Origin of the sequence: Streptomyces buecherae (genome assembly GCF_014295035.1) — a bacterium.
Taxonomy (GTDB): Bacteria; Actinomycetota; Actinomycetes; order Streptomycetales; family Streptomycetaceae; genus Streptomyces; species Streptomyces youssoufiensis.
This window is the reverse complement of the sequence record NZ_CP060404.1, coordinates 4,445,147-4,457,776: the sequence shown is the minus strand read 5'-3', so window position 1 is coordinate 4,457,776 and position 12,630 is coordinate 4,445,147. Positions and strand designations below refer to the sequence as shown.

Genomic DNA, 12,630 nt, shown 5'->3' with positions numbered 1-12,630 from the left:
GGCGGCACCCGCTCCCTCACGGCGCCGCGGCGCCCGCTCCCTCACGGCGCGGCGTCGCGCCGCCCGATCCCCCACAGCCGGGCGGCGTTGTCGTAACAGACCGCGCGCAGCCACGCCGCGTCCTGGTCGAGGCGGGTGAGGACGTCCAGGGCGTGGTGGTAGCCGTACGGGATGTTGGGGAAGTCGCTGCCGAAGAGGACGCGGTCCCCGAGCGCCGCGAGCCGGGGCCGCTCCGCGCGCGGGAACGGCACGAACTCCTCGGTGAAGTCGGTGAAGGCCATCGTCGTGTCGAGGTGCACGCCGGGGTACCGCTCGGCCAGGTCGAAGAACTCCGTGTACTCCGGCATCCCCAGGTGCGCGACGATCAGCCGCAGCCGCGGATGCCGGGCGAGCACCTTCCCGATCGGCCCGGGCCCGGTGAACGCCCCCGGCGCCGGCCCCGACCCGCAGTGCGTCACGACCGGCACCCTGGCCTCGGCGATGGCGCCCCACACCGGATCGAGCAACGGATCGGCCGGGTCGTACGCGCCCACCTGCACGTGCGCCTTGAACACCCGTACGCCACCCGCCAACGCCTCCCCCACGTACCCGGCGGCCTCCGGCTCCGGGTAGAAGGTGGCCGTCCGCAGGCAGTCCGGTGTGCGAGAGGCGAACTCGGCGGCCCAGCCGTTGAGCCAGGCGGCCATGCCGGGCTTGTGTGGATAGACCATGGACGTGAACGCCCGCACGCCGAACCGCCGCAGCGTGGCCAGCCGTTCGTCCTCCTGCTGCCGGTAGGTGATGGGCCAGGGCCGGCCGAGCAGCGGCCCGGCGGAGTCGAAGTACGCCCAGACCTTGGCGAGCACCCGCTCGGGCATGAAGTGCGTGTGCACGTCGATCAGCCCCGGCAACCCCAGCTCGCCCCAGAACCCGACGACCCGCTCCCGCTCCCGCTCCCGGGCGGCGGCGGTCACCTCGCGCCCCGCACCCTCGCCACGCCGCCCCCGTCACGCTCATCCCCCGCACGATCCATGACAGCCACCGTGCCAGACCCCCCGCACCACGACCGGAGCCGCGCCCCCGGCCCCACACCACCCCGACAAACGACCGAGGGCCCGGCACTAGGTGCCGGGCCCTCGACCTTCAAGTAGCGGGGACAGGATTTGAACCTGCGACCTCTGGGTTATGAGCCCAGCGAGCTACCGAGCTGCTCCACCCCGCGTCGATGAATGCAACCTTACGGCAACTTCCCCACAGAGGGAAATCGATTCTCCGCCGCAGGTCAGGGACGTGCCAGGGTCGGCGCCGGGCCTCGGCCGGCGCCGGGAGCCCGGACCCGTAGCCCCCACGTCCCACCCGTCCTCGGTCAGCGCACCGGCGCCCACCGCATCGCCCCGTCGACGGAACCGTCGATCTACCTGACGGCCCGCCCCACACCCCGCTACGCTGCCGGTCCCCCCACGGTTCACGCCCGACCTTCATGCCTGGGGGACCCCCTTGAACGACCTCTCACAGCAACCGCCCGGCCCCAACTGGGCGACTCCGCCCCCACCGCCGCCACGTAAGACGCGCAAGCAGAAGGCCCTCATCGCCGCGGCCGTCACGTTCGGCGCGCTCCTGGCCATCGGCATGATCGGCGCCATCGCCGACGACGGCGATGAAGACGACGGCAAGACCGCCGACCGCGTGGCCGCCCCGAAGACGACGGCCCCCGAGCCGTCGCAATCGCCGACCCCCGATGCGACACCCACGACACCGGAGCCTGCCACCGAGGACGCCACTCCCAGCGAGAGGCCCACCCCCGAGGCAACCCGCGAGAACATCGAGGAGGAGAAAGAGGAGGAGAAAACAGCCCTCCTCCCGGACTTCGTCGGCAAACAACTCCAGGCCGCGCAGGACGCCGCCCAGGAGGCCGGCTTCTACAACCTGACCTCGCACGACGTGACGGGCGAGAACCGCTTCCAGGTCTACGACCGGAACTGGCACATCTGCTCGCAAACACCCGACCCCGGAGCACACGCGCCCGACGTCGAGGTGGACTTCGGCGTCGTCAAGAACAACGAGACGTGCCCCTGACGCGTGCGACGCGGACACCCCCGTCCCGTTCGCGTCCGGACTGAGGCACCCCGAGCGACGAGGCCCCCGACCGACCAACAACTCCCGGTCCGGTCCGCCTACGGGTCGCGGACGGCCGGTCAAGTCGACCGGCCAGTAGCGCGATCAGGGCCGTGACCAGGGGGCCACCGAATCACTCCGGGAGGCCAGCGGAAACCGGAATGGGTACATTGCACCAAAGAGGAGAAAGTGGAATGAAGTCATAAGAAACGGTGGAGGTGGGGAACTCGCGCACGGAGGAAGAGTCCTACCGGCAGACCTTCAGCCTGTTCCTCGCCGGGACGGACGAGAAGAAGTTCACCCACGCCTATCTGCGGGACATCGTGGAGCGACTGCCCGCCCGACGGGTGCTGCTGGACGTGGGACCCGCCGACGGCACCACGACGCGGCACCTCGCCCCGCACTTCGAGCACACCGTCTGCATCGAGCCGAGCGCGTCGATGCGGCGCGCCCTGGCGTCAGCGTGCCCGGAGGCCGAGGTGGTGGCCGAACCGGTCCTGGAGGCGAGGATCGACGCGCGGGCCGATCTGGCACTGCTGTCCCACGTGCTCTACTACGTTCCGCGCTCGCAGTGGGTCGCGACGGTGGAGCGCGTCATGGGGTGGCTGGCACCGGGCGGCCTCCTGCTCGTCCTCCTGCAAGACCCTGACGACGCCTGCATGCGCATGGTCCGCCACTTCACCGGACTGCGCTTCGACTTGAGGGAACTGGCCGAGGAACTCACCGCCCCCGCGCACGGGCCGAACGGCGACATCGTCCTGGACGCCGTGCCCGCCCGATACCGCAGCCGGGACCTGGAGGAGACCGTCACGGTCGCCACCTTCCACCTCACCCTCCCCGGCCAGCCCCCGCCCGCCCGAGACGCGGTCACGGCGTACGTTCAGGAGCACCTGCGCGACGGTGACGGCGGGTACGTCCTACGCCACGGTCAGCTCGTACTCCGCGTCCAACGCTCCGCCACGTAGCAGGTAGCTCCATGGGGCTGCGTCCATGAGCCCGAAGCCGCCGCTGCCCGCGAGCTGGAGGAGTAGACCGACTGGCGGCCCGCCTGCATGGATCCGCTGGCGCACGCCGAGCGACGGCTGCCGTCAGCGTTGCCGTCACCTCACACGCCAGAGGCCCCTTCCACTGGGTGGAAGGGGCCTCTGAGCTGCTGCGCGCTCGGCAGGATTCGAACCTGCAACCTCTTGATCCGTAGTCAAGTGCTCTATCCGTTAAGCTACGAGCGCTTACTTCCCGGCGTTTTCTTGCCTGGTCGGCGTTGCGGGAACAACATTACATGACCTGCGCCGCGAGGTGAAATCCATTCCCTCGACCCGCTCTGACCTGCGGAAATGCCCGTAGAGCATGATCGCCACCGAAGAAGCGCGGCGGTCGCGGGCCAGGCCGGGAGGAGCAAGCGGGCCGAACGCGCCACGGGGTGCGACTGGCCGCCGCACGCCGGCCTCCGCCCGCGCGAGCCCCGTCCGGCTCGGCCCGGGCCGGCCCAGAGCACCCCCGACCCACCCTCACCCCGCTCCCAACGCGTGATCGCGCCCGGGCGCCGCCGGAGTGTCCGCGGAGAGGGCACGGGGGCGCGGACGGCGGCGCGGGCTCGTACGGGCGGCTCGCGTGGTTGCCGTCACATCGAGCCACGCCGAACCGAGCAGAGCTACGCCGAGCCGAGCCACGCCGACCGGGGCCGAGCCGGCTCGGACCGACCCGTGCCGTAGAGCCCGCCCCGCGCCGGAAAGCCAGGCACGGAAGGCCCCGCCCGGGCCCGGGCGGGGCAGAAGCTTCGGGTAACGCAAAAGCCCCGGCCGTGCGAGACGGTCGGGGCTTTGTACAGAGCGGAGGCTCCGGGATTTGAACCCGGGATGGGGGGTTACCCCAAACCGCATTAGCAGTGCGGCGCCATAGACCAGACTAGGCGAAGCCTCCATACACGGACCACGCGAGCGCGCGGCGTGTGTGCAGATGATGGCACAGCCCTGCGGGCTGTCACCAATCGCGGCCTACGGTACTCGGCGTTTGGCCGGGGCGGCAAAGGCGTATCGCCGCCGCGAGAGTGGTTTTTTTGGTGCTTTCCGGCGATTCGTCGCTTCGTAGCGGACTTCCTGCGCAACGGACACCCCACCGGCGCGTTAGTCGGACAAGGGCGCGCCGCGCCCCGTAGTCGCACGATCTTGGAGTCCTGGATGTCACCGCACCGCCTCTTCGTCGCCGCCGCAGCCGCCGCGGCCGTGGTTCCCGCCTTACTGAGCGTCGCGCCGCACGCCGCGGCCAAGCCGCTGCCGGTTCCGGCGCCCGGGCCCGCGCACCACCTCACCGTCACGGTGTCGGACACCGGCGAGTTCGCGGACCAGCGGACGTACCACCTCTACTGCCACCCGACCGGTGGCAACCACCCGGACCCCGCGGCGGCCTGCGCCGAGGTGTCCAAGAAGACGGTGTGGGGGGCCGACCCGTTCGCGCCGGTGCCGAAGGGGACGGCTTGCACCAAGATCTACGGTGGGCCGGCGACGGCGCACGTCGGCGGGCGTTGGTCGGGGCGGCCGGTCAGCGCCGACTTCTCGCGCGCGGACGGTTGCGAGATCAGCCGTTGGAACAAGTTCGCGAAGTTGTTGGGCACCCCCCGCAACTGATGGCCCGGCTCCGGCCCGGCGCGTTCGGCGCGGGGTCTCGGCCCGGAGCGTTCGGTGGGACCTCGTGCCCCCGCCCAGGATCTCGGTCCCGGACGGGGGCACGTTTCTGACGGCGCGCCATCGCCCCGTTCCCGACGTCGCTCGCAGTGGCGGCGTTTCGGGCATGCTTGCCATTTCCGAAGTTCTTTGTGGTTTCGTCGATTCGGTGATGTTCGCGGTCATTCCCTCTTGCTCGCCGCGATTCCGTGGCGAATCGCGCGTATCGGCTCCGTGGCGCGTCGCGCGCGCCGGCTCCGTACCTCCGCGCGTGTCGGCGCAGTACGGGCCGCGTGTCGCCCCGATTCCGGCCGCGTACGGGGCCGGGGCGAGCGGTCGGCGCGGGGCGGAGGGGGATGTGGGGAGGTCGGGCTGGTCCCGGTTCGGGGGCGAGCGTGGGGCCCGGCGAGGTTTGCCCCAGGGTGCGCCACGCGCGTCGCGGCTCACGCTCATCCGCCGCCGCGTCGAGGGCACCTGCCCGTAGACTCCTCCCCTAGTGACACCAGCGGGACGGGCGGCAGGATGGCGCCGGGTGTCCGCACGGAGCGTAGATCTGGGAGGAAGCGTCGTCGTGAGCAGCAGGCCATCGCGAGGCGCTGCTCGCCTCGCGGCGATACTCGACGCGCTGCCCGACGCCCTGTTGCTCGTCAACGCCAACGGCACCGTCGTCAACGCCAACCACATCGCCCTGGAGACCTTCGAGGCGCCGGGAACGGCGCTGGTCGGGCGGGGGTTGCTCGACCTGTTGCCGTCCTTCGACTCCAAGCGCATCCCCGGTTCGATGCGGCCGAGCGGCGAGGTCGAGGGCGTCCGGACGAAGCCGACCCGCATGATCGCGCGGCGGACCGACGGCATCCAGTTCCCGGTCGAGGTGACCAGCGCCAACCTGGAGGACGGCCGCACCCCGTACGTGGACCACCACAGCTACACCGGTGACGAGCTGCTCATGCTCGTCGTGCGCGACCTGACCGGCACGCTGGACACCGAGGCCGAACTCGCCCGGCAGCAGCGGCAGACCGAGATGATCCTGCGGGCCGCGGCCGAGGGCGTGGTGGGCGTGGACATCGAGGGCAAGGTCGTCCTCGTCAACCCGTCGGCCGCGCAGATCCTCGGCTACCGGGCCAGCGACCTCGGCGGGCAGGAGTTGCACCCGCTGGTCCAGCACACGCGCGCGGACGGCACGCCGTTGCCGTACGAGGAGACGCCGCTCGCCGACACACTGCGCTCGGGCCGCAAGCACCGGGTGCGGGGGCAGGTGCTGTGGGCCAAGGACGGCCGGGCGGTGCCGGTGGACCTGACGACGGCGCCGGTGCGGGACGGCGAGCAGTTGGTGGGCGCGGTGATGACGTTCACCGACCGGCGCTCGTACGACGCGCTGGCCGCGCGGCACGCGCAGCTCCTCGCCGTGCTCGACGTCTCGCTGCGCGGGCCGCTGGCCGAGCTGCGCGGTGAGCTGGGCGGGCTCGCCGCCGACCCGGCCGGGCAGTTGTGGCCCGAGGCCAACCAGGTGCTGCACTACCTCGCCGCCGGCTACGCGCGCATGACGACGTTGGTCGACAACGTCCTCAGCTACCAGCGGCTCGCGGCCGGCAAGGAGCGGCTCGCGCGCGAGACGGTGTCGCTGGACGCGGTGGTGGCCGCCGGCGTCGAGGGCGCGATCGAACTCATCGGCCCGGGCCGGGCGCGGTTCGCGGTGCACGCGCCGCCCATCGAGGCCGAGGTGGACCCCGTACGGCTGGCGCAGGCGCTCGCCCATCTGATCGCGGACGTCGCCGGGCTGGACGCGACCGGCAACGCGCTGGCGGTCGGCGGGGCGGCGGTGCCGGACCCGGGGGCGCACGGCGCGCCGGGGGGCGCGCCGCAGCCGGCCGCCGCGCCCGGCGACTCGACGATCGTGGTGGCGGCGGCGCAGCGCGGCGATGTCGTACGGATCGAGGTGCGCGGCCCGCACCCGGGGGGCGACCCGGTGCACGAGCCGATCGTGCGCGGCATCGTCCGCAAGCACGGCGGCGTGTTGCAGACGCACGAGATGCCGGGCATGGGCGGCAGCGCGTACGTGCTCGAAGTGCCGGTCTCCGCCGACGGCAAGCCGCTGACCAGCGGGCGGGCGGACACCGACGACAGCACGGGCGCGGTGCGCGTTCCCGTGGACCAGGAGAACTCCACCACCGTGATGCCGGTGCCCAAGGAGCCGGCGCGCGGTACGGACGGCGCGCGGGCCGCGGGCGTCGCGGGCGGCGCCGACGCCGCCGGTGGCGCGCACTCGTCCGGGCGGCGGGCGCGGCGCGCGGGTGGCGAGGGCGAGGCGGCGGGCCAGGGAACGCCGGGTGGCGCGCCGGGCGCGGCCGGGAGTGGTGACGGTAACGACGGTGGCGCCGACGCCGATGCGGGCGTGCGGCAGCGGCCCACGGGGCGCCGGCGCGCGCGCCGTGACCCCGCCGAGGAACAGCCCGCTGGCCAGGGTGGCGGGGCCGGCGCGGGCGGCATCCCGGTCGGGCCCGGCATTCCGGTGGGCCCTGGCGTGCGGGGCGCGGCCGGGCCGGCGGCGACGGACGAGGCCAGCAGCGGTCAGCGGCGCCGGGCGAACCGGCACGCGCGCGGCGACGGCGGTACGGGCCAGGCGCCGGGCGACCCCGGGAAGATGGGCGCCGTCGAGGGGCCGGCCGGCCCCGACGACGGGCCGCGCGCCGGCGACGCCCGGCCGGTGCCCGCGCAGGGCCTGCCGGCCGGCGGCCCCGCCCCCACCGGGCGGCGGGCCAGGCGCGGACCGCAGGGCGGCGAAGCGGACGCCGCCGCCCCGGGCCCGGGCCAGCAGTCCGACCCGCGACACGGCGGCCAGCTCCCCGTGCCGGCGCAGGGCCAGCCGGGCGGCCCGGGTCAGCCGGGTCAGCCGGGCGGTGGCGCCGAGGGGCGGCGCGGCGCGCACGCCGGCCGGCACGAACAAGCGGGCCAGCCGGGCCAGCCGGGCCAGGCCGACGCGGCGGGGCAGGCGAACCAGGCCGGGCAGGCGGGCCAACCCGGGCGGCGGCCCGAGCAGTTGGCGGCCGGTACTGGTCAGGGCGGCGCCGGTCAGGGCGGCGCGTTGGCGCTGCCGCCCGCCGCGAGCGACGCGCGGGGTGGGCCGCAGGGGCCGGGCGGCCTGGAACCGGCCGCGCTCCTCGGGGCGGGAGGCCGGCCGGGCGGGCGCCCGGCGAACCCCGAGACGGGACGTACGGAACAGGAACCGGGCCAGGCCGGGGCGGACCCGCGCTCCGGGGGTTGGGCCGCCGCGCCCAGTGGCGGGCCGGCGGCGGCGATGGACCCGCAGCAGCCGGGCGACGGGTCGCGGCAGGGCGAGGCGGTACAGGGCGACGGGCCGCAGGGCACGGGGCGGCGGCGGGCGCGTCGAGCGCTCGGCGAGGCGGCCGAGCACTCCGTACCGCAGCAGGCGCACCCGCGGGGCCCGGGCCAGGGTCCGGAGCAGGGGCCGGGCCAGCGGGCGGGTTCCGGGCAGCAGCCGATGGCGCAGCAGCAGGCGCACGAGGTGGCGGCCGGGCGGGTGCCGTTCGCGCTGCCGCCGGCGGCGGCCGACCAGCAGGACGCGGGAGGCCAGGGCGCGCCGCCGCAGGGCCTCGGCCCGGTCGGCATGGTGCCCGCGCAGTCCGCGTACGGCGCGACCGGCCCCGCCGCGCAGGGCGGGCCGGGCCAGTCCGGCGGCGCCGGCGCGGCGGGCGCGCCGTGGCCGCCCGGCGTCCCGGAACCGCGCGCCGAGGCCGTGCCTCCGTGGGCCGCGCCGCACGACCCCGAGGCGCGGGGACAGCAGCCCGGCCAGGCCGTCGGCAACGGGCCGTACGACCAGGGCCCGCCGGGACAGCAGGCCCAGCAACCGCCGCACGGCGCGGGCCAGCAGGGGCCCGGCCAGCAGGGTCAGGGGCAGCGGCGCGCGCGGCGCCCGCTCGCGGACGAACAGCCGCGCCCCGGCAGCGACGGGCAGGGCGGTCAGCCCGGGCACGGCGGCCACCCCGGCCACCCCGGCCATGCGGGTCAGCCCGGACAACCCGGTCAGCCCGACGCCCGGTCGCAGGGCGGCCGGCCCGGCGAGCAGCCACCGGCCGGGCGGCGCCCGCTCGGCGACCCGAGCGGCGCCGGGCAGGCCGCCACGGGCGGCGACGCGCCCCGCGCTGCCGACCCGTGGGGCGGCCGACCCGCGCTGCCCGGCACCGGCCCGCAGCGCGGCGAGCCCCAGCACGGCGACCCGCACCGGGGCGACCCGCACCGAGGCGAGCCCTCGCACGACACGCAGGGCCGCCCGATCAGCGTGCGCACGCTCGGTCAGGGCATGCCCTTCGCGCAGGCCATCCCCGATCCGACGGCCCCGCCCCAGCAGCCGCACCACCCCGCGCAGGGTGGCCAGCCCCCGCACGGGGCGGGCCAGCCGGGCCAGCCGCCCGTGGGCGGGGCGGCCGGTTCGGGCCGGCGCCGCAAGCTGGCGGCGCGCCCCGACGCGGGGTACCCGGACCCGAACGGGCCCGACGCGGGCCCCGATGCCGCAGGTCAGGGCCGGGACGGCGAGCCGACGGGGACGGGCCGGCCGGACGGCGCGGCGCTGCCCGGCCTGGCGCAGCCGCCGCACCGCGCGCAGCAGCCGATGCCGCAGGCCGCCCCGCACCACCCCGGCCAGCAGCAGCCGCAGCAGCGGCTGGCCTCCGGCGCCGGGCGGGCGTTCGCCATAGGCGCGCCGGACGAGGGCGCCGAGGGCCCCGAGCCGCTGGACGGGCCCAACGGCGCGGTGGAGGTCGTGGACGACCACCGCCCGCCGATGGACGACGAGTTGCCGCCCGAGCCGCTGGACAACCCGCGCCGGCTGCTGGTCTGGCCGGCCCCCGACATGTCCACGCAGCAGGCGCTGAGCGACCGGGGCTACCGGCCGGTGATCGTGCACTCGCGCGAGGAGGTCGACGCGCAGATCGCCGCCTACCCCGCGGCGCTGTTCGTGGACCCGCTGACCGGCCCGATCACGCGCACGGCGCTCCAGTCGCTGCGGACGGCAGCGGTGGCGGCCGAGGTCCCGGTGCTGGTGACGGCCGGACTCGGGCAGGCGACCCGGGAGGCGGCGTACGGCGCCGACCCGGCCGTGCTGCTCAAGGCGCTGGCCCCGCGCGACAGCGAGCAGCACCCGCCACGGGTGCTGCTGATCGAGGAGCACGAGCCGATCGCGGGCGCGCTGTCGGAGACGTTGCAGCGGCGCGGCATGCAGGTGGCCCGCGCGAACACGGACGCCGAGGCGGTCAACCTCGCCGCCCAGACCCGGCCCAACCTCGTGGTCATGGACCTCATGCAGGTACGCCGTCGGCGCGCCGGCATCGTGGACTGGCTCCGTGGCAACGGGCTGCTCAACCGCACCCCGCTCGTCGTCTACACCTCCGCCGACATCGACCCCGGCCAGCTCTCCCGGCTCAGCTCCGGCGAGACCGTGCTCTTTCTGGCCGAACGCTCGACCAGCCCCGAGGTGCAGGGCCGCATCGTGGACCTCCTCGCCAAGATCGGCACGAACTAGCGCCGACCAGGCCCCACCCCGGCGGGCGCCCACTCGTCGGGCGTCCGTTGGCCGGCGACCCCTACGGCGCCGGCCCACGCCGCCGTAGGCCCGTACGCCCGCGCAGCCATCGCCCGTACGCCCGCGCGCCCGTACGCCCGCGCGCCGCGCACCCGTGCGCCCGCGCCCGACGATCCCCACCCGGCCGCCGCCCGCCACCTGCCCGGAGCCGCGCTGGCGGACCGCTACTTCGCCAACCGGACCGACGGCCTGCGCGCCTCCAGCGGGGAGGACTTCCTGCTGGCCAGCGTCTGACGCCCCACGGGTCCGGCGGTCTGACGACCCACGGGCCCGGCGGCGAGAAAATCCACGGGCCGGGCCGGAGCACCGGCTGTTAGCCTGATACGTATGCAGTATCTGTTCTTCCTCTGATCGGGCCACCGGCTCCGCCGCTCCCCCCTCGTGGTGGGCGCGCCGAGAGCCGTGACATCGTCCACGGCCCCGCCCCGTCGCGGGCCGGGCCGCCCGTCAGCCCGAAGGCGCACACACACCCCGCTCGTACGCGGCTGGTCACTCCCCTCGTACGCGGGTGGCCTCCCCTCCCGTACGCGGGTGCCGTGCGCCCGCTTCCGGAGGAAGAACACCATGCCCACCCTTGCCTTGCCCGCCCGCGACCGGGCCCAGTTGACGTGCGCCGACGTCCACGTCGCGCGCGGTGGCCGCACCGTGCTGCGCCACCTCGACCTCCAGGTCTCGCCAGGGTCGCGCTGGGGCGTCGTCGGCGAGAACGGCCGCGGCAAGTCCACCCTGCTGCACGTCCTGGCCGGCGCCCTGGTGCCGGACGCGGGGACCGTGCACCGCGTGGGGACCCTCGCGCTGGCCGAACAGCAGATGCCCGCCGACGACGGGCGCACCGTCGGCGACTTCATCGACGAACACCTCGCCGACGCCCGCGCCGCCGTACGCGACCTCGACACCGCCGCTGCCGCCCTGGCCGCCGGCCGGCCCGGCGCCGACGCGGCGTACGCGAACGCCCTGGAGGCGGCGCAGGCGCTGGACGCCTGGGACGCCGACCGCCGGGTCGACGTGGCGCTCGCCGGCCTCGGCGCGGTCAGCGACCGCGCCCGCCCGCTCGACACGCTCTCCATCGGCCAGCGCTACCGGGTCCGGCTGGCCTGCCTGCTCGGCGCCGACGACGACTTCCTGCTCCTGGACGAGCCGACCAACCACCTCGACCTCGCCGGGCTCCACTTCCTCACCGAGCGGCTGCGCGCGCACACCGGCGGCTCCGTCGTGGTCAGCCACGACCGGGCACTGCTCGCGGACGTGGCCACCCACGTGCTCGACCTGGACCCCACCCGGGACGGCCGGCCGCGCGTCTACGGCGGCGGGTACGACGGGTACCGGGAGGGTCGCGCGGCCGAACGGGCCCGCTGGGCGGCGGAGTACGAGCAGCAGCAGGCCGAGCACGTGCGGCTCGCGCAGGCGCTGTCCGAGGCGCAGAACCGGCTCAGCACCGGTTGGCGCCCCGACAAGGGCACCGGCAAGCACCAGCGCGCCACCCGCGCCGGCTCGTTGGCCCGCGCCGTGCACCGGCGCCAGGACGACCTGGCCCGACACCGGGTCACCGCGCCGGTGCCACCGCGTCACCTGGCGCTGCCCGAACTGCCGGCCCGGCCCGGCGTCGTGCTGCTGCGCGCGGACGAGGTGGCCGTGGCCGGGCGGCTGCACCGGCCGGTCAACCTGGCCCTGGAGTCGGGCGACCGATTGGTCGTCAGCGGTCCCAACGGCGCGGGCAAGTCCACGCTCCTGGCCGTACTGGCCGGCGAACTCGCCCCCGGCGCGGGCCGGGTGCACCGGCCGCACGGCGTCCGCCTCCACCTGCTCGGGCAGGAGTCGCCGCGCGCCACCGGCGAGCGGGCCCGCGAGCTGTACGAGGCGCACACCGCGCGGCTGGTCAGCGCCGGCGTCCTGGCGGCGGGCGAGGTCGTCGGGCTCGGCGCGCTGGGGCTGCTCGGCGCGCGGGACGCGAACAGGCCGGTGGCCGAGTTGTCGATGGGCCAGCAGCGGCGCCTCGACCTCGCGCTGGCCCTCGCGTCCCGGCCGCACGTCCTGCTGCTCGACGAGCCCACCAACCACCTGTCCATCGCCCTGGTCGACGAACTCACCGAGGCGCTGCGGGCCACCGCCGCGGCCGTCGTCCTGGCCACCCACGACCGCCAGCTCCAACGCGACGTCAGCTCCTGGCCGCACCTGGCCCTGGCGCCGCACCGGCTCCCGCTGTCGGCCACGGGCCCACGCCCGTAGCGGGCCCCGTACACCGCCCCGGGGCGGTGGCCTGGCGCATGGCGGGGCGCCGGG

The 12,630-nt window shown here is 75.6% G+C and carries 6 protein-coding genes and 3 tRNA genes; 5 read left to right on the top strand and 4 right to left on the bottom strand.

The features are described from left to right. Positions 1 to 41: 41 nt before the first annotated feature. Both H7H31_RS17170 and H7H31_RS17165 read right to left on the bottom strand, forming a co-directional pair. A complete protein-coding gene (locus H7H31_RS17170) occupies positions 42 to 953 on the bottom strand; it encodes an amidohydrolase family protein (RefSeq protein ID WP_232109911.1) in 912 nt (303 codons plus the stop codon). A gap of 174 nt (positions 954 to 1,127) precedes the next feature. Then, positions 1,128 to 1,201 (bottom strand) — tRNA-Met (locus H7H31_RS17165). A gap of 275 nt (positions 1,202 to 1,476) precedes the next feature. Between H7H31_RS17165 and H7H31_RS17160 the strand changes: the two genes are divergently transcribed. Next, a complete protein-coding gene (locus H7H31_RS17160; RefSeq protein ID WP_187060082.1) occupies positions 1,477 to 2,055 on the top strand; it encodes a hypothetical protein in 579 nt (192 codons plus the stop codon). Between the two features lie 257 nt (positions 2,056 to 2,312). Then, on the top strand, positions 2,313 to 3,059 hold the full coding sequence (locus H7H31_RS17155) for a class I SAM-dependent methyltransferase (RefSeq protein ID WP_187060081.1): 747 nt from the start codon (positions 2,313 to 2,315) through the stop codon (positions 3,057 to 3,059). A 191-nt stretch (positions 3,060 to 3,250) separates the two neighbouring features. Here H7H31_RS17155 and H7H31_RS17150 read toward each other — a convergent pair. Next, positions 3,251 to 3,323, bottom strand: a tRNA-Arg gene (locus H7H31_RS17150). 601 nt (positions 3,324 to 3,924) lie between these two features. Further along, positions 3,925 to 4,014: transfer RNA gene (locus H7H31_RS17145), tRNA-Ser, on the bottom strand. A 257-nt stretch (positions 4,015 to 4,271) separates the two neighbouring features. On the opposite strand from H7H31_RS17145, the gene H7H31_RS17140 reads away from it, so the two are divergent. The 3 genes from H7H31_RS17140 (at position 4,272) to H7H31_RS17130 (ending at position 12,576) form a co-directional block, all read left to right on the top strand. Continuing rightward, positions 4,272 to 4,718 carry an SSI family serine proteinase inhibitor gene (locus H7H31_RS17140; protein WP_187060080.1) on the top strand — a complete coding sequence of 149 codons (447 nt, stop codon included), beginning with the start codon at positions 4,272 to 4,274 and terminating at the stop codon, positions 4,716 to 4,718. 607 nt (positions 4,719 to 5,325) lie between these two features. Next, positions 5,326 to 10,290, top strand: coding sequence for a PAS domain-containing protein (locus tag H7H31_RS17135; RefSeq protein ID WP_187062347.1), 4,965 nt, complete (start codon positions 5,326 to 5,328; stop codon positions 10,288 to 10,290). Positions 10,291 to 10,914: 624 nt separating this feature from the next. Continuing rightward, a complete protein-coding gene (locus H7H31_RS17130; protein WP_187062346.1) occupies positions 10,915 to 12,576 on the top strand; it encodes an ABC-F family ATP-binding cassette domain-containing protein in 1,662 nt (553 codons plus the stop codon). The last annotated feature ends 54 nt before the right edge of the window (positions 12,577 to 12,630 follow it).